The 24,138-nt window shown below is 56.0% G+C and carries 19 protein-coding genes and 1 pseudogene; 8 read left to right on the top strand and 12 right to left on the bottom strand.

Features of this window, described 5'->3' with window-relative positions; translation table 11 throughout:
- Positions 1–64 precede the first annotated feature (64 nt).
- From rirA to bfr, 3 genes are all read left to right on the top strand, one after another.
- Positions 65–526, top strand: a complete 462-nt coding sequence (gene rirA / locus N8E88_RS27025) for an iron-responsive transcriptional regulator RirA (RefSeq protein WP_262293270.1) — start codon at positions 65–67, stop codon at positions 524–526.
- 660 nt (positions 527–1,186) lie between these two features.
- Entirely contained in the window at positions 1,187–1,498 is a 312-nt protein-coding gene (locus tag N8E88_RS27020) for a (2Fe-2S)-binding protein (RefSeq protein WP_262293269.1), read from the top strand.
- Entirely contained in the window at positions 1,464–1,949 is a 486-nt protein-coding gene (gene bfr / locus N8E88_RS27015) for a bacterioferritin (protein WP_112527101.1), read from the top strand. The genes N8E88_RS27020 and bfr overlap by 35 nt, the downstream gene beginning before the upstream one ends.
- A 69-nt stretch (positions 1,950–2,018) precedes the next feature.
- On the opposite strand, the gene N8E88_RS27010 is transcribed toward bfr, so the two are convergent.
- The 6 genes from N8E88_RS27010 to pcsA all read right to left on the bottom strand — a co-directional run bounded on the left by N8E88_RS27010 (position 2,019) and on the right by pcsA (position 8,560).
- On the bottom strand, positions 2,019–3,086 hold the full coding sequence (locus tag N8E88_RS27010) for a BMP family ABC transporter substrate-binding protein (RefSeq protein ID WP_262293268.1): 1,068 nt from the start codon (positions 3,084–3,086) through the stop codon (positions 2,019–2,021).
- A 50-nt stretch (positions 3,087–3,136) separates the two neighbouring features.
- Positions 3,137–4,057, bottom strand: a complete 921-nt coding sequence (locus N8E88_RS27005) for an ABC transporter permease (RefSeq protein ID WP_262293267.1) — start codon at positions 4,055–4,057, stop codon at positions 3,137–3,139.
- Complete coding sequence (locus N8E88_RS27000; RefSeq protein ID WP_262295649.1) at positions 4,057–5,148, bottom strand: ABC transporter permease; 1,092 nt, start codon at positions 5,146–5,148, stop codon at positions 4,057–4,059. Before N8E88_RS27000 ends, N8E88_RS27005 begins: the two co-directional genes overlap by 1 nt.
- Positions 5,148–6,713: an ABC transporter ATP-binding protein gene (locus tag N8E88_RS26995; protein ID WP_262293266.1), complete on the bottom strand. Its 1,566-nt coding sequence runs from the start codon at positions 6,711–6,713 to the stop codon at positions 5,148–5,150. Before N8E88_RS26995 ends, N8E88_RS27000 begins: the two co-directional genes overlap by 1 nt.
- 117 nt (positions 6,714–6,830) lie before the next feature.
- Complete coding sequence (locus N8E88_RS26990; RefSeq protein WP_262295648.1) at positions 6,831–7,808, bottom strand: quinone oxidoreductase family protein; 978 nt, start codon at positions 7,806–7,808, stop codon at positions 6,831–6,833.
- Positions 7,808–8,560, bottom strand: coding sequence for a phosphatidylcholine synthase (gene pcsA / locus N8E88_RS26985; RefSeq protein ID WP_262293265.1), 753 nt, complete (start codon positions 8,558–8,560; stop codon positions 7,808–7,810). Before pcsA ends, N8E88_RS26990 begins: the two co-directional genes overlap by 1 nt.
- 151 nt (positions 8,561–8,711) lie before the next feature.
- Between pcsA and N8E88_RS26980 the strand changes: the two genes are divergently transcribed.
- Positions 8,712–9,911, top strand: coding sequence for a UbiH/UbiF family hydroxylase (locus N8E88_RS26980; protein ID WP_262295647.1), 1,200 nt, complete (start codon positions 8,712–8,714; stop codon positions 9,909–9,911).
- 37 nt (positions 9,912–9,948) lie between these two features.
- Here the strand turns inward: N8E88_RS26980 and N8E88_RS26975 are convergent, their stop codons facing one another.
- Positions 9,949–11,295 carry an Nramp family divalent metal transporter gene (locus tag N8E88_RS26975; RefSeq protein ID WP_262293264.1) on the bottom strand — a complete coding sequence of 449 codons (1,347 nt, stop codon included), beginning with the start codon at positions 11,293–11,295 and terminating at the stop codon, positions 9,949–9,951.
- Positions 11,296–11,425: 130 nt separating this feature from the next.
- Entirely contained in the window at positions 11,426–12,370 is a 945-nt protein-coding gene (locus N8E88_RS26970; RefSeq protein ID WP_262295646.1) for an AEC family transporter, read from the bottom strand.
- A gap of 98 nt (positions 12,371–12,468) precedes the next feature.
- Here N8E88_RS26970 and hspQ point away from each other — a divergent pair, with 98 nt between their 5' ends.
- Positions 12,469–12,801 carry a heat shock protein HspQ gene (hspQ, locus tag N8E88_RS26965; protein WP_262295645.1) on the top strand — a complete coding sequence of 111 codons (333 nt, stop codon included), beginning with the start codon at positions 12,469–12,471 and terminating at the stop codon, positions 12,799–12,801.
- Between the two features lie 68 nt (positions 12,802–12,869).
- On the opposite strand, the gene N8E88_RS26960 is transcribed toward hspQ, so the two are convergent.
- Positions 12,870–13,493, bottom strand: a complete 624-nt coding sequence (locus N8E88_RS26960) for an invasion associated locus B family protein (RefSeq protein WP_114430156.1) — start codon at positions 13,491–13,493, stop codon at positions 12,870–12,872.
- 285 nt (positions 13,494–13,778) lie between these two features.
- Here N8E88_RS26960 and N8E88_RS26955 point away from each other — a divergent pair, with 285 nt between their 5' ends.
- Positions 13,779–15,596, top strand: coding sequence for an extracellular solute-binding protein (locus N8E88_RS26955; RefSeq protein WP_410010620.1), 1,818 nt, complete (start codon positions 13,779–13,781; stop codon positions 15,594–15,596).
- An 8-nt stretch (positions 15,597–15,604) separates the two neighbouring features.
- Positions 15,605–16,270, top strand: coding sequence for a DsbA family oxidoreductase (locus N8E88_RS26950; protein ID WP_262293263.1), 666 nt, complete (start codon positions 15,605–15,607; stop codon positions 16,268–16,270).
- On the opposite strand, the gene mfd is transcribed toward N8E88_RS26950, so the two are convergent.
- Together mfd and N8E88_RS26940 are read right to left on the bottom strand one after the other, a co-directional pair.
- A complete protein-coding gene (mfd, locus tag N8E88_RS26945; protein ID WP_262293262.1) occupies positions 16,271–19,771 on the bottom strand; it encodes a transcription-repair coupling factor in 3,501 nt (1,166 codons plus the stop codon). It lies immediately after the preceding gene.
- Positions 19,772–19,778: 7 nt separating this feature from the next.
- The gene (locus N8E88_RS26940; protein ID WP_262293261.1) at positions 19,779–20,066 is read right to left on the bottom strand and encodes an FAD assembly factor SdhE; all 288 of its coding nucleotides are present in this window, start codon (positions 20,064–20,066) and stop codon (positions 19,779–19,781) included.
- A gap of 116 nt (positions 20,067–20,182) precedes the next feature.
- Between N8E88_RS26940 and recG the strand changes: the two genes are divergently transcribed.
- Positions 20,183–22,291 carry an ATP-dependent DNA helicase RecG gene (gene recG, locus N8E88_RS26935; RefSeq protein WP_262293260.1) on the top strand — a complete coding sequence of 703 codons (2,109 nt, stop codon included), beginning with the start codon at positions 20,183–20,185 and terminating at the stop codon, positions 22,289–22,291.
- On the opposite strand, the pseudogene glmS reads toward recG, so the two are convergent.
- Positions 22,292–24,116 (bottom strand): annotated as a pseudogene (gene glmS / locus N8E88_RS26930) (glutamine--fructose-6-phosphate transaminase (isomerizing)).
- Between the last annotated feature and the right edge of the window lie 22 nt (positions 24,117–24,138).

Raw genomic sequence — 24,138 nt, 5'->3', positions numbered from 1 at the left:
TAATTCTAAACTGCGCCCAGATTGAATATGCAGGCCTGGTTTTCAGGTTGAAAGAGATATTCCCATGCGACTGACCAGACAGACGAACTATGCCATCCGAATTCTTATGTACTGCGCCGCCAATGACGGCAATCTCAGCAGAATCGGTGAAATTGCCCAAGCCTATACGGTTTCCGAACTTTTCCTGTTCAAGATCCTCCAGCCGTTGGTCGAGAATGGTTTCATTGAAACTGTCCGCGGTCGCAATGGCGGCGTGAAGCTTGGCAAACCGGCCAAGGAGATTACCCTCTTCGACGTAGTGCGCGTGACCGAAGAGAACTTCGCAATGGCGGAGTGCTTCGAAAACGATGCCGCCGATTGCCCGCTGATCGATAGCTGTGGATTGAATGCAGCATTGCGCAAGGCACTCAATGCATTCTTCGAGGTGCTTGCCCAGTTCACGATCGAGGACATTGTCGATAAGCGCGATGTGCGTAGTCTGCTGGGGATCGACATACTCACCCCGCGCCTCGCGACCGCCAGCTGAAGCGAGTTTGCCGTACTGCACAGTACGGCAGTTGCCGTGATTTTCGCCGATCCAAAAAACGCAACGATTCTTTGAATTGAGCGGTCTTTTCCGGTCGCGTTCTCAACGAAAACGCGCGACTCTCGCCCAAGAAGCATCGAACCTCATGCAGGAAGTGCCGATTCCGGGATGCTTTTCTGCACCCTGCGTTGCGAATTGGTTGTTCGCAGTTGCGAAAAACTGTGAACCCGCGGCCTCGCCGTGTCCATCAGAAGCTTATGAGACGTTTTGACACACGTTGAACCGGCACTATTTTTTTGCTTTCAATCTAACCGGAAAGCCAAACATGATTGAAATGGTTATGTTATTTGCCTAGTTTAGAATTATTCTAACTTATTGAAATCATGACATAATATCACCATATGCATTTGACAGGTTCTCAACAAACCGGCTTTATAGCCGGAGCGTTGGATGAACGCATGACCTTTAATGTTTGGGCCTTGAACCCTTGCGATTGGAGGAACCATTGTCTGGTTCGAAAGTATCACCCGGTTTCGGGATAGTATTTTGTGGGTCTAGCGTACAGAACGCAGTCGGATCAGCAATTGATTCAAGCTTAGGTGCCTCTGCGGCATTAGATGTCGGGGATTTGTGTTCTTGTGAGTACGGCGCCTATACAAAATGCTAGTTTGCCATTGCAACATAATTACTCAAAAAGAGATCGAGAGTTCCATTATTGAACTTCTTGATGCTGACCCTTGGCAGCTCGTTGTTCCCGCCAAAGTTTACCATGCCATGAAGAAACGCGGCCGCTGCTGCGGTTGCTTCCCAAATGTCGTTGAAACCATCATAAAGGTGACGGAAGAATATCATCTCCGGCACGGTTCAGACGATTCTGATGCAGTTTCGTTCATCGACCGTGTCCGGTCTCTGCGTCACGAATACGGGAGTTCACGACATGAAGGGCGAACCAAAGGTCATCGAGCGGCTTAACGAGGCGTTGTTTCTCGAATTAGGCGCCGTCAATCAATATTGGCTGCATTATCGCCTTCTGGACGATTGGGGCTTCACGAAGCTGGCCAAGAAGGAACGCGCGGAATCCATCGAAGAGATGCATCACGCCGACAAGATCATCCAGCGCATCATCTTCCTCGAGGGTCATCCAAATCTGCAGTCCGTCGGCGCGCTGCGCATTGGCCAGAACGTCAAGGAAGTGCTCGAGGCGGACCTCGCCGGTGAGTACGACGCTGTGAAATCCTACAAGCTTTCCCGAGAGATTTGCGACCAGCTTGGCGATTATGTCTCCAAGGAATTGTTCGACGAACTGCTCAAGGACGAGGAAGGTCATGTCGACTTCCTGGAGACCCAGATCGATCTGCTGAATTCAATCGGCGCAGAACGTTATGGGCTGTTGAATGCGGGGTCTGCCGACGAAGCGGAGTGATCCACTCAATAGTGACAGCAAAAAGGGCGCCAGAGGCGCCCTTTCCTTTTCACGACCCTTCGCTGGTCCTCATTTCGGCAGCTTGTCGTCCACACCGGCGACGTAGAAGTTCATGCTCAGAATGGTCTTGTCGTCAGCCGTCTCTCCGGCTTTCAGCCACTCAGAACCATCCTGCTTCTTGATTGGGCCGGTGAAAGGCTTGAGTTCGCCCGAGGTGATCTTGGCCTGCGTTTCTTCGGCAAGCTTCTTCACATCATCCGGCATGTTCGTGTAGGGCGCCATCACGACGAGCCCTTCCTTCATGCCTTCGAACACATTATGCGATTTCCACGTTCCATCCAGCACCGCCTTGGCGCGCTCGATATAGTACGGACCCCAATTGTCGACGATCGATGTCAGCTGTGTTTCCGGGCCAAACTTGATCATGTCTGAAGCCTGGCCAAAAGCCTTGATCTTGCGTTCTGCCGCAACCTGCATCGCGGCAGTCGAATCCGTATGCTGCGTGATGATATCCACACCCTGATCGATCAGCGCCTTGGCGGCATCAGCTTCCTTGGCCGGGTCAAACCATGAGTTCGCCCAGATCACCTTGATCTTGAAGTTCGGATTGACGGTTTGAGCACCCAGGATGAACGAATTAATGCCTTGGACAACCTCGGGAATGGGAAACGACCCGATGTAACCGGCGACGCCGGTCTTGGACATTTTTGCAGCAATCACGCCCTGCACATAGCGGCCTTCGTAGAACCGCGAATTATAGACCGAGACGTTTTCAGCGGTCTTGTAGCCCGTCGCATGTTCGAATCTGACGTCCGGAAACTTCTGCGCAACCTTGATTGTCGCGTCCATATAGCCGAACGACGTGGTGAAGATCAGCTTGTTGCCAGCTCGAGCAAGCCGCTCGATGGAGCGTTCCGCATCGGCACCTTCAGGTACGTTTTCGAGAAAGGTTGTCTCAACCTTGTCGCCCAGCTCTTTCTCAAGCTCCTTGCGGCCTTGATCATGCTGGTAAGTCCAGCCGAAGTCACCCGGCGGTCCGATATAAATAAAGCCGACCTTCAATTTGTCGGCGGCCAGGGCGGGCCCCGCCACGGCAAAGCTGGCGGCTACCATTAGCGCCATCATCAGTTTTTTCATTTGCGTTCACCTCTTCTGTTAAATCGTTCAAACTGTCTTTGTGCCGTATCCTAGCGATCAGGTACGAAGGGTTTGCCGAGCGATGTCGGCGTATTCATCAATGTCAGACGCTTGTTGCGCGAAATCAGCACCAGCACGATGATCGTTGCAAGATAGGGAAGCGACGACATCAGTTGCGAAGGAACGCCGATGCCGAGCGCCTGCGCATGCAGCTGGCCGATGGTTACCGCACCAAAAAGATAGGCTCCGGCGAGGATCCGCCACGGCCGCCACGACGCGAAAACCACCAATGCCAGCGCAATCCAGCCCCTGCCCGAAGTCATGTTCTCCACCCATTGCGGCACGTAGACGAGCGAGAGCTGTGCGCCGGCAAGGCCAGCACAGGCACCGCCGAAAACCACGGCAAGGTAGCGGATGCGAACGACAGGTACACCCAGAGCGTGCGCCGATGTGTGATTGTCGCCGACCGCGCGCAACGTCAAACCTGCACGCGTCCTGAACAGAAACCATGCCACGCCAATCGTCAGCAGGATGGAAATGTAAAAAATGGGGTCCTGTCCAAACAGGACCTTGCCGACATAAGGGATGTCCGTAAGCCCTTGTATATATAGAGAATCCATTCTCACACCCGGAAGGCCGACAAAGCTTTCACCAATCATGGCCGAAGCGCCAAGGCCAAGCAGCGTGAGTGCGAGGCCGGTCGCCACCTGATTGGTGATCAGCGTCAGGGTCAGGAAACCGAACAGCAATGAAAAGGCAGCTCCGGCGAGGATCGCCGCGAACATGCCTAGCCAGGCCGAACCGGTGTATTGCGCGACCGCAAACCCGGTCACGGCGCCCATGACCATCATGCCTTCAACACCCAGATTGAGCACACCGGAGCGCTCGACGACGAGTTCGCCCAACGCGGCAATGAGCAGCGGTGTCGCCGCTGTTGCCACTGTCAGAAGTATGGCCTCGAACATTGTCATCACGCGCCCTTCAACGCTGTGTCGCTCAAGCGCGACACAATCCGGATGCGATAATAAATCAGACTGTCACTGGCGAGGACAAAAAACAGGATGATGCCTTGGAAGATACGCGCCGATTTTTCCGAAATACCCAATGAAATCTGTGCTGCCTCGCCTCCCAAATAAGACAAAGCCAAGACCAGTCCCGCGGCAATTATCCCCAACGGATTGAGCCTTCCGAGGAATGCGACGATGATTGCAGTGAATCCATAACCCGGTGAAATGCTCGTCCGCAGCTGCCCCACGGCGCCCGAGACCTCGGCGATACCCGCCAGTCCCGCCAACGCTCCCGATACCAGAAAAGCAAAAAAGGTCAGCCGGCCGGCGCTGAAACCGGCAAACCGCCCTGCCCTGGAACTACGGCCAAGCACCTTGATCTCGAAGCCATTCAACGTGCGTGACAGCATGAACCACACAACCACCGCAGCGATTATGGCGAGAGCAAAACCCCAGTGCGCCCGGCCCGAATCTGGCCATATCGCCGGCAGGATGGCGCTATCGCTGAACTGTACCGTCTCGGGGAAATTATACCCTTGAGGATTGCGCCACGGGCCCCGCACCAACCAGTCTAGAAAGAGCTGCGCGACGTAAACCAGCATCAGGCTGGTGAGAATCTCGTTCGTATTGAAGCGGACTTTCAGAAATGCCGGTATTGTCGCGTAGGCCATCCCTCCCGCCATTCCTAACAGGAGCATAACTGGCAATACGTACCAGCCGTGAAAGTCCGGGAAAACCACCGGCAGGATCGAGCCGGCAATACCGCCTGCGATGAACTGTCCCTCGGCGCCAATATTCCAATTGTTGGAAAGAAAACAAACGGAAAGCCCTACCGCAATGAGGATCAACGGCGCTGCTTTCACCAGCAATTCATGGATCGACCAGACCTCGGTCAACGGCTCGATAAAATACGAATAATGTGCCGAAATCGGGTTCTTGCCGAGTATGGAAAACAGGATCGCGCCAGCAATCAACGTCAGGAACAGCGCGATGAATGGCGACAGGGCGCTGAACAAAGCTGAGTGCTGCGGACGTTTGACGATTTCGATCCGCATCATGCGGCCCCCGCCGTAGCGTCGGCGCCGCCCATCATCAAACCAACGCGTTCCATCGTCATTGCCTCGATTGGCACAGATTCGGAAAGACGGCCATGCACCATCGCCGCGATGCGGTCGGAGATTTCGAACAGTTCGTCGAGATCCTGGCTGATCACGATCACAGCCGATCCACTGCGGGCAAGGTCGACCAATGCCTGGCGGATATGCGCTGCCGCGCCGGCGTCGACGCCCCATGTCGGCTGGTTGACGACTATCACGGACGGGTTGCGATCAAGTTCCCGACCGATGAGAAACTTCTGCAGGTTGCCGCCGGAAAGAGCTGATGCATCGGGATTTTCTGCACTCTTGCGTACATCCATCTGCGTGACGATACGTTTCGCCGCAGATGCAAGGCTGGATTCCGATACAAGCTTCAGCACGCCGCCGGTCAGGAACATTTTACGATCCGTTGAATGGCGCGACAGCAGCAAATTATTGGTTAAAGACATGTCGGGTACTGCGCCGTGTCCGAGCCTCTCCTCGGGCACAAAAGCCGCGCCAAGCCTGCGCCGGGCCGATATGCCGATTCTGCCGGCATCTGTGCCGCGAATGCGCACAACTTGAGGGCGTTCTTGCAATACTTCGCCGGAAATCGCCTCGAAGAGTTCACCTTGGCCATTGCCGGCAACCCCGGCAATACCGAGAATTTCTCCGCCATTGATCGACAGAGAAATATCATGAAGCGCCACCGAGAACGGCCCGCGCGGCCTCTGCGACAGGCCGTTCACCTCAATAAGCGGTATCCGCTCCGTCCATTCTGCCGGAAGCCTTTCAATGACATGGATGTCATTGCCGACCATCATCCGCGCCAATGAAGCTGCAGTCTGCGTACGTGGATCACATTGGCCGACAACCTTTCCGTGCCTGAGTACCGTTGCGCGGTCGCAAAGTCTGCGCACTTCCTCCAGCCTGTGACTGATGTAAAGGATGGATTTTCCTTCCGAGCGCAAACGCTCCAGTGTCACAAACAGAAGATCGGCTTCCTGCGGCGTGAGCACTGATGTCGGCTCGTCCAGGATGATCAGATCAGGGTTTTGCAACAGGCAGCGAATGATCTCGATACGTTGCCGTTCGCCAACCGAAAGATCACCGACAAGTGCGTCAGGATCGACCGGCAAGCCATAGGTCTGGCCGATTTCGCGGGCACGTGCGGCGATCGTGTCGAGTGGCGACTTCTCGTCCAGCGACAGGGCAATATTCTCCGCAGCGGTGAGCGCATCGAACAAAGAAAAATGCTGGAAAACCATACCGATACCCAGCGCTCTTCCCATAGCGGGGCTGATCACGGTAACAGTCTCACCCTTCCATGCGATGTCCCCTGCGGTTGGCTGCAATGCACCGAACAACATTTTGACGAGGGTGGATTTGCCCGCGCCGTTCTCGCCCAGGAGCGCATGAATTTCGCCGGTCCCGATTTTCAGATTAATCGCATCACAAGCCTTGAGTGTGCCGAAAACTTTGGTGAGCTTGCTAGCTTCCAGGAGCGGTATTTCGGAGCCATTTATTGTCGTTATGCCTGTCATAATTCCCCGCGGCCAAGACCGTTTTTCGATCCTATGTCAGCCTCACCAAATTTGGAAAGTGCAAAACGTACGGTAGCGGTCATTTGCGCACAATATTCGGGCATCAGCGACGGTGGCTTAAGGAATGAGCACTGTCGTGCCGGTGGTTCTCCGTCCTTCCAGATCGCGATGAGCCGTTGCAACGTCCTTCAGCGCGTAGGTCTGACCGATCTCTATGCGGATGATGCCCTTCGAAACCAGATCGAAGAGTTCGCTTGCGCCGCTCACCAGTGCCTCGCGCGCTGCAACGTAAACAAACAATGTCGGCCGTGTCAGATAAAGCGATCCCTTGCGTGACAGAATACCAAGGTCAAACGGCGGAACCGGTCCGGAAGACTGACCGAAACATACGATCATGCCACGCGGTCGCAGACAATCCAGCGAGCCGTCAAACGTATCTTTGCCGACCGAATCGTAGACGACGTCGACGCCTTTGCCGCCGGTAAGTTCTTTTACCCGCTCGACAAAATCCTCGGTCTTGTAATTGATGACGTGATCATAACCATTGTCGAGCGCCAGCTTGACCTTCTCGTCTGAGCCGGCAGTGCCGATGACCGTCGCGCCAAGGTGTTTTGCCCATTGGCCGGCGATAAGGCCAACGCCGCCAGCCGCGGCGTGGAAGAGGATCGTATGACCCTGTTTGACCGGAAAGGTCTGGCGCAGCAGATATTGGGCGGTCAGGCCTTTCAGCATCATCGAGGCTGCCTGTTTCAACGGAATGCCATCAGGCACTTTGACAAGCCGATCTGCCGGAATGAGCCGTTCTTCCGCATAGGCGCCGATGGGATTGGTATAGGCGACACGGTCGCCAACCTTCATGTCCTTGACGTCAGGCCCCACTGCCAGCACGACGCCAGCACCTTCGTGACCAACAATGAGCGGCAGAGCGCTTGGTGATGGATAGAGGCCAGTCCGGTAATAGACGTCAAGAAAATTTAGCCCGATAGCCTCATTGCGGATGCGCACTTCGCCGGGTCCCGGAGCACCAAGGGAGATGTCTTCATAGGTCAGTACTTCAGGTCCGCCAACCTGATGAACGCGAACAGCCTTGACCATCATAGTTTCTCCGTACGACCAAGATTGGGGAATGCCTGCATCACGGCGCCAATGAAAAAAAGATAGATGCCCGTCACCGAAATGCCGATCCGCACCCAGAGCGGCGAATCCAGTTCCTGAAACAGTGAATATGCGCCAAAGGCACACCACAGGAAGAATATCGCAAGATTGAGTGGTCGCAAGCGTTGCACTCGCACGGGATGGAGGAAATAGATCGGCAGGAACGAGACGATCGCCGCAACGAGAACGATGGCGAATGCCACCCACTCTCCGGGGCGCACGATGAACAACGTGAAGACGATCATATTCCAGACAACCGGGAAACCCTTGAAGAAGTTCTCCTTGGTCTTCATGCCGGTGTCGGCATAGTAGATGGCACTGGAAACCACGATGATCGCCGCTGCCAAAAAGGACAGCCCCTCGCCCATGAAGCCACGCTGATACAGCGCAAAGGCCGGAATGAGCACGTAGGTCATATAGTCGATGATGTTGTCGAGGAGTTCGCCAGACCAGTTCGGCAGGACATATTTGACGTCCAGCTTACGTGCAATCGGCCCGTCGATACCATCGACAAAAAGCGCCAGCCCAAGCCACCAGAACATCGCTGTCCAGCTTTCCTCACTGGCCGCAACCACAGAAAGAAACGCCAGAAAGGAGCCGGACGCCGTGAGAAGATGGACGGAAAATGCTTTGGCTTGCGGTGCCGTTACCTTCTTGGGCGTTATGGCCTTGGGCAATATCGGTTTTTTCACGGTCCGTGCCAATCTGCTGCATGATAATAATGCGTTCGCTGTTGTACCTTAGCGATAGCGAACGATTTGTGAGCAGCTTTTCTTGAAAAATGCCCAAAGTGCAAGCAATTAGGCTAATATAAACTGTTGAAAGCGTGAAGCGGAGACAATGATGACCAGTACCAGAACCGATCCGATTATTGTTGCGGGCGCAGGTCATGTGGGGCTGATTGCTGCTATTGCACTTGCGCAAAGTTTCGACAATGTCATCAGTCTTGGCGTTCTGCCGGAGGGTTCCGACAAACGCACAACCGCGCTGATGGTACCTGCAATCAAGTTTCTCGAAAGGATTGGCCTGTGGGCAAGCATCGAGCCACATGCCGCGCCAATTACCACGATGCGTATCCTCGATGGCACAAACCGGCTCATCAGGAGCCCGGCCGTAACCTTCGAGGCGAGCGAGATCAACGAGCCAGCCTTCGGCTACAATATTCCCAATGTCACTTTGACATCGGTCCTGGGCGATGCGCTGAAAAATTCGACGGTGAAGCATGTCGCTGCCTCGGCCAGTCATTATCACCCGGCTGAAAATGCGATTGCTGTCGAAGGCAGCGACGGTTCTATGTACACCGCCAATATCGTCATAGCTGCCGATGGCCGTTCCTCGCTGGCACGAGAGGCAGCTGGAATATCGGCGCGGACCTGGAGCTACAATCAGACTGCCATCGTTCTGAGCTTTAGCCATACGCGTGATCATCATGATATTTCAACGGAATTTCATACGGAGCATGGTCCTTTCACGCAGGTGCCCTTGCCCGGCAAGCGTTCAAGTCTTGTCTGGGTGACAACCCCGGCCCATGCTGTGGAATTGCTTGAACTTTCCCGTGACCAACTGGCGACGCGCGTTGAAGAGCGCATGCAATCCATGCTCGGCGCCATAACCATCGACGACGATCCTCAGAGCTGGCCACTGTCCGGCCTGGTTCCCAATTCGTTCGCCCGCAACCGCGTGTTCCTGGCTGGCGAGTCGGCCCATGTCTTCCCGCCGATTGGCGCACAGGGCCTCAATCTCGGTGTTCGTGATGTGGAGACCTTACTGGCAACTCTGCCGGTCGACGGTATGGACCTCGGCGCAGCCAGCGTTTTGACAACCTATAATCGCAAGCGAAGCCCGGACATTCTTGCACGGACGGGTGCCGTGGACGCCCTGAACCGTTCGCTCCTGTCGGATTTTCTGCCGGTTCAGATGGTTCGCAGCGGCGGCCTTGAGCTCTTGCGGGCCTTTTCACCGCTTCGTGGCTTTGTCATGCGCGAAGGTCTGCGCCCAGGCAGCGGCTGGCGATTTTCGCACAAGGAATCTGGCAGACATTAGCGCCTCGGGCAACAATCTTGGTGCCCGAGGCTCCAATTCACGCCAGCACGAAATCGCTCAGCAATTTCACGTTCAGCAGGGCAATTACCACGGCGATGAACATCGCGAATGCCGAGAGCCAGCGCGGTGAAACGAGGGCGCCCATCTTTGCCTTGCTTGCTGTGAACATGACCAGCGGGAATACGGCGAACGATAGCTGAAGGCTCAGGACCACCTGCGTCAGGACCAGCAGCTTTGCGGTGCCGCTTTCGCCATACCAGATGGTAACGATAGAGGCCGGAATGATGGCGATGCCGCGCGTGATCAGCCGCCGCAGCCACGGCGCGATCTTGATGTGGAGGAACCCCTCCATGACGATCTGCCCTGCCAGCGTTGCCGTTACGGTCGAATTTATACCGCAACAGAGCAAAGCAATGCCGAACAGCGTCGGCGCTATGGCCAAGCCCAGGAGTGGCGCGAGCAGAGAATGCGCCTCCCCGAGTTCCGCGACGTCTGTCTGACCCGTCTTGTGGAATGTTGCCGCAGCAAGAATGAGGATCGACGCGTTGATCAGGAGCGCAAACATCAGTGCCAAAGTGGAATCGATCGTTGCGTATTTCAGTGCAGAGCGTTTTTCCGGCAGCGTATTTCCGTAATCGCGGGTCTGCACAATACCTGAATGCAGATAGAGATTGTGCGGCATCACCGTCGCCCCGAGGATACCCAGCGCAAGATACAGCATCTCCGGATTGGTCACGATCTCTGTCGTTGGTGCAAAACCCTTGATGACAGCGCCCCATTCCGGATCCGCCATGAAAATCTGGATCGCGAAACAAACGGCTATGACGCCGAGGAGCGTAATAATGAGCGCCTCGACCCAGCGGAAACCAAGCTTCTGCAGATAAAGAATGAGGAATACGTCGAGCGCTGTGATGAGTACGCCAATTTCAAGCGGAATACCGAAAATCAGATTGAGACCGATGGCCGTGCCGATAACTTCGGCAATATCCGTAGCGATGATGGCAATTTCCGCCAGAAACCATAGCGTATAAGCAACTGGCTTCGGAAATGCATCGCGGCAAGCCTGCGCCAGATCTCTGCCCGAACCTATGGCGAGCCGTGCACAAAGAGCCTGCAAGACAATCGCCATGATATTGGAAACGAGCGCAACGACGAGAAGCGTGTAACCGAATTTCGAACCACCGGCGAGCGATGTCGCCCAGTTGCCAGGGTCCATGTAGCCCACGGCGACCAGATAGCCCGGACCGACGAAGGCCGCTGCACGACGCCAACCCGGTCCACTCGTCCGTACGGCAATCGAACGATGAACGTCCGACAGTGACGCCTCGCCCCTTGCGTGTCGCCAGCCCTTAGGCGTGTCGACCGCCTGCCGTAGTTGATCCATGGAATACCCTTAATCGCAATTGCAAATCATTCGCAACTATATATACAGAAAATCGACAGCCGCAAGGGCTCAGCTGGATCGAAAGAGCCAAGCGGGCGATTATCTTGGTAACAAAGACGTTGACGGCGTGTCAGGGAATGAGACCATGCGTCATGAAGTAGAGCCACAGGGTCAGGGTCGCGATTGAAAACAAAGTGGTCGCCAGAATGCTGCTGGAGGCCCGCTCGACCCACACGCCGTACTGTTGAGCGATGACGAAGACATTGGTTGCGGTAGGCAATGCGGCCATGAGCATGGCCGTGTAAATCCACACTGGTGGAAAATTCCCGACGAGATTCAGCACCCCATAAATCAGCAACGGCTGAACCAGCAGCTTGATAGGGACAATGAGATAAAGTTCCTTCGGTACGCGCCTCAGTGGACGTAGTGCAAGCGTTGCTCCCATGGCGAAGAGCGCGCAAGGCGCTGCCGCCCTTGCAAGGAGATCGATCATGCGGTCGATTGCGACAGGCGGCTCGATACCGAGTAGCGCCGCACCAACACCCAGGATCGTCGCGATAATGAAAGGATGGCCGAATATCTTGCGAAGGACACCTATAGTGACATCGCGCGGAGAACGCTTGTCATTGCCCGAAAGCGCCATCAACAGCGGTGCCATGACGAAATGCAGCATGTTGTCGAAGCAAAATATCAGCGCGACGGGCACAGCTGCCGTCGCACCGAAGGCGAGGATCGCCAGGGCTGGCCCCATGTACCCGATATTGCCATAGGCTGCGGCAAGCCCTTGAATTGTGCTTTCATCGATCTTCCGCGTCCGCACGAAGGCGATCAGAAACATCACCAGGAAAATGACAAATGTTGACAAAGTGCATCCGAGGATAAAGTTCCACTTGGTCAATTCCGCCACGGGCGTTTTCGAGAGTATCTGGAAAAATAGAGCCGGCAACGCCACATAAATGATGAACGTATTCATCCATCCTAGCGCCTCCAAAGGCTGGTGGTTGATTCGTGCCACGAAAAAGCCAAGGAAAATCAGTCCAAAGAATGGAAGTACCAGATTGAAGACACTGAGCATGACGGACTTTATGAATTTATGGCGGGATAGAGTGATCGCAGGAACCATTTAGGCTCGCGAGCTTTGATAGAAACAGATACCTACTACGAATGACGATGATGACACAGATACGCCATGCAAAATTTCAGATCGGCCAGGTGGTGAGCCACAGGATCTTCGCGTTCCGAGGCGTAATCTTCGACGTGGATCCGGAATTCAACAATACAGAAGAATGGTATAGATCTATCCCCGAGGATATAAGGCCGCGGCGCGACCAGCCCTTTTATCATCTTTTTGCAGAAAACTCCGAAAGCGAATATGTCGCCTATGTATCGGAACAGAACCTTGTTGCCGATACGACCGGTGTGCCCCTGAGGCATCCGCAGATCGGGAACATGTTTGAAACGCCGGAAAACGGCGTCTATCGCGTGAAGAAACCTCACATGAACTAGTGCACCGACTCATGCGCAATAAAAAAGGACGCTCAAAGCGTCCTTTTTTGCTTTTCAGTGCCGGTTGATCAGTTGCCGGTTTTGGCCTTTTGCTGCTCAGCCTTCATCTTCTCCTCGAACTCTTTCTGACGCTTCTGAACTTCGTCCTGAAGTGTCTTCTGGCGCTGTTCGAGCTCGTTCTGCTGCAGGCCGGGACCGTCGTAAGCCTGAGTGAAGCCCGTGAGCGCAACGTTGATCGGATTGGGCTTGTTCTGGAAGTTGACGGAAGTCATCGTCAGCTGGTTGCCCTTCTTGAAGGCAGCAAGCAGGTCATCGGACAAGGCAACTTCTGAAATGCAACGATCCGGGAAGCAGATGGCGTAATCAACCTTCTGAGTCTTGCCGCCGTTGATCTGGAGGCCAACACCCGGCGCGATGAGACGGCCGGTCGGGACGGAAACCTGGAAGATCTTGCGATTGATCTTACCTTTGATCTCGATGAGATTGACAGCAGTCAGGAGCTGGCCGCTGTCGGCCGTCACGATATTCTGCGTATTGCAGATGTCATTGTCTTCCTGTTTCGAGCAAACCTTGAACCAACCCTGAGGCGCTCTTTGCTGTTGCTGGGCTGAGGCTGGTACGGCCGCGGCGGCAAGTAATGCAACGGCGCCTGCGAGAGATGCGGTTGCAGCGAAAGTCTTTCGGGTGGACATGGTCAACTGGTTCCTTTCAGCGCACTTATCCGAAGTGTGGCTTGATCACTTGTATTTGCTTGTCTGGCTTTGGTCACTAAATGCGGCAACAGAGTGACCCTAGCGCCAGATGCAATTATCGAACGCCGTGTTACACTGCATGCCGATGCAAATCCAGACTACTTTTGGCTGGTCTTTGAATTCAGATGGCACATAGCACGTCTTCCGCCGCAGAATCGTCTTCAAATGATAGTCTTTGGCACGAATCAGGGTAAATCGCGTCCCTAAAGGCGCAAGGTTGAGACGATGTTGAAGAGAAGTTTGCAGATTCTGGCGCTTTTGATCGCAGCATGTTCGGCAACGGGCGCTTCTTTTGCAGAACCGACCTATGGAATCGCCATGCACGGCGAGCCTGCCCTGCCCGCAAACTACAAGAATTTCCCCTATGTCAATCGGGTTGCACCAAAGGAAGGCTCCATAACCTATGGTGTCGTCGGCACATTCGACAGCCTCAATCCGTTCCTGATCAAGAGCATGCGGACGACCGCACGCGGCATGTTCGGCGATTCCGAATTTGGCAATCTGGTCTACGAGTCGCTGATGCAGCGAAGCGCCGACGAACCATTCACCATGTATGGTTTGCTCGCCGAAAAGGTTGAAACCAATGACGAGCGAACCTGGGTCGAATTCACGCTCAATCCGAAGGCGAAATGGTCCGACGGGCAGCCGGTAACGCCCGATGATGTAATCTTCACGTTCGATGTTCTTACCAAAAAGGGACGACCGCCTTTTAGCAGCCGCATGAAACTGATCTCAAAAATCGAAAAGGTCGGCGAACGCGGCGTAAGGTTCACATTCAACGAGCAGGCGAACAGGGAGTTTCCGCTGGTCCTGGCACTTATGCCGGTTCTTCCAAAACATGCGATCGACATCGACAAATTCGACGCTTCGCCCTTGGCTATCCCGGTTGGCAGCGGACCCTACATCGTTTCGAAGGTTCAGCCAGGCCAGCGTATCGTTTTCAAGCGAAACCCCGACTACTGGGCCGCCGACCTGCCGAGCAGGGTCGGTTTCAACAATTTTGAAACGGTAACTGTCGAGTATTTCCGTAACGATCAGGCGCAGTTCGAAGCATTCAAGAAAGGCGTATTCGACGTCTTCATGGAAGGCGATCCCAACAAATGGGCGACGTCCTATGATTTTCCGGCGGTGAAAGATGGCAGGGTTATCAGGGACACGTTCCGGTCCAGATCACCGGCAAATATGTTCGGCTTTGTCTTCAATACGCGGCGCCCCTTGTTTCAAGACAAGGCGGTGCGGGAAGCGCTCGCACTCATGTTCGATTTCGAGTGGACCAACCGCAACCTCTACGCCGGCCGCTACCAGCGACTGGGTAGCTACTGGCAGGGCTCGGAGTTGTCGGCCCTTGGCAGATCCGCAGATGCGACCGAACGCGCGCTACTTGCGCCATATCCGGATGCGGTGCTGCCGGAAGTGATGGATGGCACCTACGAGCCCGCCAAAACGGATGGAACAGGGCGCGATCGCAAGGAAATGAAGCGCGCTTATGACATTCTCGTCAGCCGGGGCTACAAGATCGAGAACGAACAGATGCTCGATCCGCATGGTACGCCGCTCACATTCGAAATTCTGACGCGCTCGGTTGGCGAAGAGCGTCTCGGGCTTGCCTACAAACGTACGCTCGAGCGCCTGGGCATCGGTGCGACCATCCGTACAGTCGACGACGCACAGTATCAAAAACGCCTCCAGACGTTCGACTACGACGTTATCCTCGGCGCCTATTCAAACTCGCTTTCGCCAGGGTATGAGCAATTCAACCGCTGGGGCAGCCAGTCGAAGGAAGTTGAAGGCAGCTTCAATTATGCGGGGGTAGCCGATCCCGTCATCGACGCGCTACTGGACAAAATGCTGGCCGCCCGCGGTGACGAGGAATTTACCAGCATTGTGCGTGCCCTCGACAGAGTCCTGATCTCCGGCCATTATATGGTCCCGATCTACTACCAGCCCGAGCAATGGGTTGCCCGCTGGGCGCATCTGCAACATCCGGACAAGACGTCCATGGTCGGCAACCAACTGTCCACGTGGTGGTCCGATAAACGATAGGAATAGCCATGACCGATAAGAAGTTCACGATCGACGTGGTGTCGGATGTCGTTTGTCCCTGGTGTTTTCTCGGACGGAAGCGCTTGGAAAGCGCGCTCGCCCTTAATCCCGACCTCGACGTCATTGTCAATTGGCGACCATTTCAACTCGACCCGACGATCCCGCCGCAGGGAAAAGATCGCAATCGCTACATGCAGGAAAAGTTCGGAAGTTCCGACAAGATCTTCGAGATTCATCAGCAATTGACCGAGCTTGGCAAGGAAGCTGGCATCGAGTTTGACTTCGAGGCCATCGAAGTTAGCCCTAATACGTTGGACGCGCATCGCCTGATCCGCTGGGCATCGCAGGCTACGCCCAACGTTCAGGACAAGATGGTCGGCATCCTTTTCTCCTATTATTTCGAACAGGGAAAGAACATCGGTGATCACCAGATATTGCTGGAGGCCGCGCAAGAGGCCGGCATGGATGTCGCCATCGTTGCAAGCCTGTTGCCAACCGACGCCGATACTCTCGGTGTGCGGCAGGAAATCGACACCGCCAATCAGATCGGGGTGCGCGGCGTTCCCTGCTTCATCCTCGACCAGAAATACGCCGTTATGGGTGCGCAGTCTGCAGAGGCTCTGGCGGACGCCATCCGCCAGGCCGCCGATGGCTTTGAGCCGCGTCCGGTCTGACTATGCGGCCTCGGCGAGTTTCGCCAGCTGCGTCATGACGACCGCTGCACCGTTCAACCGTTTCTCCGCCGTAGGCCAGTCGCGCACAAACACTATGCTCTGATCGGGCCGGATCTTCGCCATCGAACCCTGCTCGCCGATCATTTGTACCAGTGCAGCTGGATTATTGAACGTCTTGTTGCGGAACTGGATGACAACGCCCTTTGGTCCCGCATCGAGCTTGTCCACATTGGCACGCCGGCATAACGCTTTGATGTAAACGATCTTCAAGAGGTGCTGAACTTCTTCCGGCAGCGGTCCAAAGCGATCGATCATTTCAGCGCCAAAGCCGTCGATGTCCTGCAGCTCCTCCAGATCGGCCAGACGGCGATATAGGCCGAGACGCAATTGCAGGTCCGGCACATAGGTTTCAGGGATCATGACGGCGGTGCCGATCGCAATCTGCGGCGACCAATGGCCGTCCTCGACTTCGCCGGTACCCCTGATCTCCGCAACCGCTTCTTCCAGCATCTGTTGGTAGAGTTCGAAACCGACCTCGCGAATATGCCCCGACTGTTCCTCCCCGAGCAGATTGCCTGCACCACGGATATCCATGTCATGGCTCGCCAGCTGGAAACCGGCACCTAGCGTGTCCAGTGATTGCAAAACCTTGAGCCTGCGTTCTGCCGTCTGCGTCAGCAGCTTGTTGGCTGGTAGCGTGAATAGCGCATAGGCACGCTGCTTCGATCGCCCGACGCGCCCGCGCAGCTGATACAACTGCGATAGGCCGAACATATCGGCACGATGGATGATCAGCGTATTTGCTGTCGGGATATCGAGCCCGGATTCAACGATCGTCGTCGACAACAGCACGTCGTACTGCCCGTCGTAGAAAGCATTCATGATGTCGTCGAGCTCACCCGGCGCCATCTGGCCATGGGCAATCGCAACTTTCAGTTCCGGCACCTGAGTATCAAGGAATTCCTTGATGTCGCTCAAATCGGAGATGCGCGGACAGACATAGAAACTCTGCCCGCCGCGATAGCGCTCGCGCAGCAGCGTTTCGCGGATGACAAGCGCGTCAAACGGCGAGACGAAGGTTCGCACAGCCATGCGATCCACAGGTGGCGTGGTAATCAAGGAAAGCTCGCGAACACCCGTCAAGGCGAGTTGCAGCGTGCGCGGTATCGGCGTTGCGGACAGGGTCAGCACATGCACGTCCGATTTAAGTTCTTTCAGCCGTTCCTTGTGTTTGACGCCGAAATGCTGCTCTTCGTCGATGATCAAAAGGCCGAGATTCTTGAACTTGATGCCGTTTCCGAGCAGCGCATGCGTGCCGACGGCAATATCAACCTGCCCCTCGGCAATGCCCTTCTTGTTTTCAGCCAGTTCCTTCGAACCCACGAGCCGCGATGCTTGCGCCACATTGACAGGCAGGCCCTGAAAACGCTGGGTGAAGGTCTTGAAGTGCTGGCGCGACAACAGCGTCGTCGGCACCACGACGGCAACCTGGACGCCATTCAGCGCCGCAACGAATGCGGCGCGGAGTGCAACTTCAGTCTTGCCAAAGCCGACATCGCCGCAAATCAGGCGGTCCATGGGCTTGCCGAGCGAAAGATCGTCGATAACCGCGTCGATGGCGCGATCCTGATCTTCGGTCTCGTCATAGGGGAACCGCGCCGCGAATTCGCCATAGAGGCCGTCTGGTGGCAACAGGATCGGTGCACCACGCATCTGCCGTTCCGCCGCAATGCGAATGAGATGGCCGGCAATGTCGAGCAGGCGTTTCTTCAGCTTTGCCTTGCGGGCTTGCCAGGCCCCGCCGCCGAGCTTGTCCAACACGGCAGTCGAAGTTTCCGAGCCAAACCGTGACAAAAGCTCGATATTTTCTACCGGGAGGAACAGCCGGTCATCGCCCGCATAGTGCAATTCAAGACAATCATGCGGTGCCCCGGCAGCTGTGATTGTTCTCAGGCCGATGAACCGGCCGATCCCATGATCCACATGCACGACGATGTCGCCGGCGTTCAGCGCAGCAACCTCGCTGATGAAATCCCGGTCGCGTTTGCGGCGCTTGGAGTGACGGATCAGCCGGTCGCCGAGGATGTCCTGCTCTGCAACAACGACCAGTTCTCCAGCATCGAAGCCGGTTTCAAGCGAGAGGATGCCCGCAGTAATTTTGTCGCGAGCAAGCGCCTTGACCGTTCTCAGATCATCGACAAGCTCGATCTTTTCGAGACCGTGTTCGTTCAGAACCTGCACCAGCCGGTCGCGTGTGCCTTCGCTCCATGCAGCAAGCAGCACCTTCTTGCCTGCAGCGCGCTCATCGGCAATGTGTTTTACAACGCTATCGAAGACATTGGTGTCCTTGGCGGTCCTCTCCTCGACGAATGTGCGCCCCCGATGCGCACCGGCGTGGATAACCGACCGACCTGTGACGAATGGCGCGTCGAACGGCGTGAAATCGATGCGCATGCCTGAGTTAACTGCCGACGCCTCAACCTGCTCAGGTGTCAGATACAGCGAACCCGGCTCGACCGGCTTGTAAGGGATGGTATCGCCTGGCTCCTTGCCATCGGATTGCCGTCTGCGCGCCTCGTAGTGATCCAGCACCATCTTGTGGCGTTCAGCCATGGATTCGTGCGCGAGGTGATCGAAGACCACGGGCATTTGCCCCGCATGGTCGAAAACGGTCTCGAGTTTGTCATAGAATAGTGGCAACCAATGTTCCATGCCGGCAAAGCGGCGCCCCTCCGAGATGGACTGATAAAGCGCGTCATCGCGCGATGGTGCCCCGAACGTCTGCACATATTGCGAGCGGAAATGGCTGATGAGCTCGGGCGAAAGCGTAATTTCGCTCATCGGCTGCATCGAGAATTCTTTCTTTTGGCTCGACGTTCGCTGCGACGCTGGATCAAACGTCCGGATCGTTTCCAGGGTGTCGCCAAAGAAATCCAGGCGCAGCGGCTCCTCGGCACCCGGAGCAAAGAGATCGAGAATACCGCCACGCACGGCATATTCGCCGATATCACGCACAGTTGGAACGCGCTCAAAGCCGTTGTTTTCAAGGCGTTGCACCAGTGCATTCATGTCAATTCTATTGCCGGGCTTTGCCATGAAAAGCTGCTCTGCGAGGACTTTGCGCGGCGGCAATTTTTGCAGAACGGCATTGGCCGTCGCCAGAATGACGCCCGGGTGCTTATGTTCGCGCAAGGCTGCAAGACCAGCAAGTGCCGCTAGGCGGCGCGCGGAAGTATCCGCTCCTGGCGAGACGCGATCATAGGGAAGACAGTCCCACGCAGGCAATTGCAGTACGGGCAAATCCGGCTGGACGAAGTTCAGCACCTGTTCGATATCAGCAACGCGATTGCCATCACGCGCGATGAACAGCACCGGACCGCCTGCCCCGGCTTCAGCGACCACTTTTGCCAAAGCAAAAGCTTCATAGCCATCGACAACACCGTCGATGACCACGTGTCCATTGACGTCAGATTTCAGTCCGAGTTTGGTAAAGGCAGTCATTTCGATTTCAGAATTTCATTCTCTGGCGGGATGCGACGACCCTGTGGAAGATCGGCGTATCGAATTCGGCGGGAACGGCAGCCTCCCCGGTGAACCATTTCAACAGGTCCCGATCGAGCGCTTCCATCAGTGCTTCATATTGGTCAAGTTCATCATTGGACAAGGTGTCTATATGGGCGTCGGCAAACTGCCCAAGGATCAGATCCATTTCACGCATACCGCGATGCCAGGAGCGAAACAGGATTTTTCGCTGTCTCGGCTGCAGATCGGCGGTGGTGCGACTGCTTCCAGTCATGAACTAGCTCCGTTATGGCAATGAATGTATTGGGCGTGGTTGGTGCGGCTGGGTATAGCGTGCCTTGTTGCATCTGTCAGCCTTGCAACGCACATCGAACGCGTTAAACCTTATGCATGCGTCCGTCATTGCTTGACCCCCTCTTCGCCTCCGTTCGTTCACTTTCCGGCATAGGCCCGAAAGTGTCGGGCCTGCTCGGCACATTGCTCGGCACGCAGCCGCCGGGCGCCGAGCCGCGCGTCGGCAACCTGGTCTACCTGCCGCCGCACAGCGTGATTGACCGGCGCAATCGGCCGGGAATTGCCTTCGCCCCGGAAGGCGCGATCGTTACGCTCGAGGTGCGCGTCGACCGCCACCAGCCGTCACCCAGCGGTCGCAGCAACGTCCCATATCGTGTCTTCGCTCATGATGATACCGGGGAAATCGGCCTCACCTTCTTTCACGCAAAACAAGCTTGGCTTGAGAAAGTCATGCCGATTGGCGAAACGGTCATCGTGTCCGGCACCATGGAGTGGTTCAACGGGCGTCCGACGATGGTTCATCCGGATCATATTGCCAGTATCGGAGATGCTTCGTCGCTGCCACTGGTTGAGCCTGTTTATCCGCTGACCGCAGGCCTGTCTCCAAAAGTGCTGGCACGCGGTATTCAGGAAGCGCTGGCCAAAGCACCGGATATGCCGGAATGGATCGATCCGCCAGTGCTCGAAACATATCGCCTGCCATCGCATCGCGAAGCACTTCAGATCCTGCACAATCCGCAAGATCCGAGCGACATCGCACTCGATCATCCCGCCAGACAGCGGCTCGCCTATGATGAATTTCTCGCCGGTCAGCTGGCGTTGGCGCTGGTGCGCTTGAAAACACGGCGCCTTTCCGGCCGCAAGCTGGAGGGCGACGGCCATCTCATGGCGAAAATCATCGCGGCCCTGCCCTATTCGCTGACGAATAGCCAGAACCAGACGATCAAGGAAATCATCGCCGATTTGCGCGAGCCAGACCGGATGCTACGCCTGCTGCAAGGCGATGTCGGCTCCGGCAAGACCGTCGTCGGTCTACTGGCCATGGCGCATGCTGCGGAGGCTGGCGGTCAATCGGCCCTGATGGTGCCGACAGAAGTGCTCGCGCGCCAGCATTTCGCTACAATCGCGCCTCTGGCCCAGAAGGCAGGGTTGCGCACGGCGTTGCTCACCGGACGCGAAAAAGGCCGCGAGCGTGAAGATATCCTCGAGGGCCTGCGGACTGGCGCCATCCATATCATTGTCGGCACACACGCGCTCTTTCAGGAGAAGGTCAGCTATCACGATCTGGTGCTGGTTATTGTCGATGAGCAGCATCGTTTCGGCGTACATCAACGTCTGCTTTTGACCTCCAAAGGCACGGCGCCCGACATGCTGGTCATGACCGCCACACCCATTCCGCGCACGCTGGTATTGACTGCGTTCGGTGATATGGACGTTTCGAAACTGACGGAAAAACCCGCTGGCCGCCGGCCGATCACCACCGCGATCCTGCCGATGGAACGCTTGAGCGAGCTCGTTGATCGCATGCGTACTGCAATCGCCGATGGGCAAAAAATCTACTGGATTTGTCCATTGGTCGAGGAGTCCGAACTGGTCGACCTGGTTTCGGCCGAAGAACGTTTCGAATCGCTGAAACCTCTGCTCGGCGACAGGATCGGGCTCGTCCATGGCCGCATGAATGGACCTGAGAAAGATGCCGCCATGCTGGCGTTTAAGAACGGCGAGACTCGATTGCTTGTGGCAACCACAGTCATTGAAGTTGGCGTCGACGTTCCGGATGCAACAATCATCGTCATCGAACACGCCGAGCGCTTTGGTCTTGCGCAATTGCACCAGTTGCGCGGGCGTGTCGGGCGTGGGGACAAACCCTCGACCTGTCTTCTGATCTACAAGGGGCCACTTGGCGAAGTCGCACAGGCGCGACTGAAAATCATGCGGGAAACCGAGGATGGTTTCAGGATCGCCGAAGAGGACCTGAAGTTGCGGGGCGAAGGCGAGTTGCTTGGCACTCGACAATCCGGAACGCCTGGTTTCCGGCTCGCCAGCATCGAGGCGCATCAAGAGTTTCTGGAAATCGCCCGCAAGGATGCCCGGTATATTCTGACGCGGGATCCCGAATTGCAGAGCACGCGCGGCGAAGCATTGCGCATCCTGCTCTATCTGTTTGAGCGGGACGAAGCTGTGCGATTGCTTCGCGCAGGCTGATTACTCCACAGTTACAGACTTTGCCAGATTGCGCGGCTGATCGACGTCCGTGCCCATGAAAACTGCTGTGTGATAAGCCAGCATCTGGATCGGCAGAGTATACACGATCGGCATAATGATCTCCGGCATCTCCGGCAGAAGGATCGTATGCCACGTCTTCAATGTGCTGGCGGCGGCGCCTTTCTCATCGGTGATGAGGATGATCTTGCCACCACGCGCCGCCGCTTCCTGCATATTCGAGATGGTCTTTTCGAACCAGCGGTCATGCGGAGCAATCACAATGACCGGCATGGATTCATCGATCAATGCAATTGGTCCATGCTTCAACTCGCCGGCCGCATAACCCTCGGCGTGAATATAGGAAATTTCCTTGAGTTTGAGCGCGCCCTCGAGCGCGAGCGGATAACTCGTGCCGCGCCCCAAATAAAGCACGTGTTTGACCTGGCTGAGTTCTCGGCTGATAGCCTCGATCTGACCTTCGAGCTTCAACGCCTGCGTTGCATAGCGTGGAATTTCGGATAGTTCGCGCACAAGCCGGCGCTCTTCTTCGTCGCTGATCGTTCCGCGCATTTTGCCGGCCGCTACAGCCAGCGATGCCAGAACCGATAATTGGCAGGTGAAAGCCTTGGTCGAGGCAACGCCGACTTCCGGACCTGCGAGGGTTGGAAATACGGTGTTGGATCTCGCGCGCCATCGTTGATTCCTTGACGTTGACGATAGTTCCGATGTTGAGACCCTGCTGCTTGCAATAGCGCAAGGAAGCCAGCGTATCCGCGGTTTCACCTGACTGCGAGACGAAGAGCGCAAGGCTGTTTTTGGAAAGCGGCATTTCGCGATAGCGAAATTCGGACGCCACGTCGATATCGACCGGCAGCCGTGCAATGTGCTCGAACCAGTACTTTCCGACCAGCCCGGCATAATAGGCCGTGCCGCAGGCGGAAGCGGCGATGCGGTCCACCTTGGCGAAATCGACCGGCGCTGCGCCGGCGCGGATCATTCCCTTGGAAAAATCGAGATAGTTTGCCAGCGTGTGCGAGATGACTTCCGGCTGTTCATGGATTTCCTTCTCCATGAAGTGCCGGTGGTTGCCCTTGCTCACCAGAAACGCGGTGCCCGCCGATTTCTGCACGGGCCGGTCTACGATTTCGCCGCTTTCATCATAGATGATGACGCCACTACGGGTGAGCACCGCCCAATCGCCATCTTCGAGATATGACAAATGATCGGTGAACGGAGCAAGAGCGATCGCGTCGGAACCCAGATACATCTCGCCTTCGCCATAGCCGACAGCGAGAGGCGGACCATTGCGGGCGGCGATCAACAGATTGTCTTCGCCCTTGAACATGATCGCGATGGCAAAAGCACCGCGCAATTGCGGCAGCGTCTGGCGAACCGCCTCGACCGGCGCAAGGCCGCGATCGAGAGCGCGTGTGACCAGATGCGCGACGGTCTCCGTATCGGTCTCCGTCTCGAAGACATATCCATCCTTTTCAAGCATTGCGCGCAGTTCGGCAAAATTCTCGATGATGCCATTGTGTATCACCGCAAGCCGCGGCGTCGTATGCGGGTGTGCATTGCGGACCGTCGGCGCGCCGTGGGTCGCCCAACGTGTGTGGCCGAGACCGATGGTGCCGCCGAGTGGATTTTCCTTCAGCAGCTTGTCGAGATTGCCAAGTTTGCCCTCGGCCCGGCGGCGATCGAGCACGCCGAAATCGAGGGTCGCAACGCCGGCCGAATCATAGCCGCGGTATTCCAGCCGCTTCAGTGCATCCACAAGCAGCGGCGCCACTTGCTCACGCCCGATAATTCCAACGATCCCGCACATAAACGACTCCAATACCCCGAAT

It is taken from the genome of Phyllobacterium zundukense (assembly GCF_025452195.1).
In the GTDB taxonomy this organism is placed as follows: Bacteria; Pseudomonadota; Alphaproteobacteria; order Rhizobiales; family Rhizobiaceae; genus Phyllobacterium; species Phyllobacterium zundukense_A.
Note: the sequence above shows the minus strand (reverse complement) of the source record. Positions and strands in the feature narration are given on the sequence as shown.

Coding starts and splice junctions, on each gene's coding strand:
- rirA (WP_262293270.1), top strand. CDS start 65: ATGCGACTGACCAGACAGACGAACTATGCCATCCGAATTCTTATGTAC.
- N8E88_RS26990 (WP_262295648.1), bottom strand. CDS start 7,808: ATGGTCAAGGCTGTTCGCGTTCATCAGGTTGGCGGACCTGAAGTACTG.
- N8E88_RS26970 (WP_262295646.1), bottom strand. CDS start 12,370: ATGCTCAGTGTCTTCAATCTGGTACTTCCATTCTTTGGACTGATTTTC.
- N8E88_RS26940 (WP_262293261.1), bottom strand. CDS start 20,066: ATGACTGGAAGCAGTCGCACCACCGCCGATCTGCAGCCGAGACAGCGA.
- N8E88_RS26995 (WP_262293266.1), bottom strand. CDS start 6,713: ATGACAGGCATAACGACAATAAATGGCTCCGAAATACCGCTCCTGGAA.
- N8E88_RS27000 (WP_262295649.1), bottom strand. CDS start 5,148: ATGCGGATCGAAATCGTCAAACGTCCGCAGCACTCAGCTTTGTTCAGC.
- N8E88_RS27005 (WP_262293267.1), bottom strand. CDS start 4,057: ATGACAATGTTCGAGGCCATACTTCTGACAGTGGCAACAGCGGCGACA.
- recG (WP_262293260.1), top strand. CDS start 20,183: ATGCGTCCGTCATTGCTTGACCCCCTCTTCGCCTCCGTTCGTTCACTT.
- N8E88_RS26975 (WP_262293264.1), bottom strand. CDS start 11,295: ATGGATCAACTACGGCAGGCGGTCGACACGCCTAAGGGCTGGCGACAC.
- hspQ (WP_262295645.1), top strand. CDS start 12,469: ATGACACAGATACGCCATGCAAAATTTCAGATCGGCCAGGTGGTGAGC.
- N8E88_RS27020 (WP_262293269.1), top strand. CDS start 1,187: ATGCTAGTTTGCCATTGCAACATAATTACTCAAAAAGAGATCGAGAGT.
- N8E88_RS26980 (WP_262295647.1), top strand. CDS start 8,712: ATGACCAGTACCAGAACCGATCCGATTATTGTTGCGGGCGCAGGTCAT.
- N8E88_RS27010 (WP_262293268.1), bottom strand. CDS start 3,086: ATGAAAAAACTGATGATGGCGCTAATGGTAGCCGCCAGCTTTGCCGTG.
- mfd (WP_262293262.1), bottom strand. CDS start 19,771: ATGACTGCCTTTACCAAACTCGGACTGAAATCTGACGTCAATGGACAC.
- N8E88_RS26955 (WP_410010620.1), top strand. CDS start 13,779: ATGTTGAAGAGAAGTTTGCAGATTCTGGCGCTTTTGATCGCAGCATGT.
- N8E88_RS26950 (WP_262293263.1), top strand. CDS start 15,605: ATGACCGATAAGAAGTTCACGATCGACGTGGTGTCGGATGTCGTTTGT.
- bfr (WP_112527101.1), top strand. CDS start 1,464: ATGAAGGGCGAACCAAAGGTCATCGAGCGGCTTAACGAGGCGTTGTTT.
- N8E88_RS26960 (WP_114430156.1), bottom strand. CDS start 13,493: ATGTCCACCCGAAAGACTTTCGCTGCAACCGCATCTCTCGCAGGCGCC.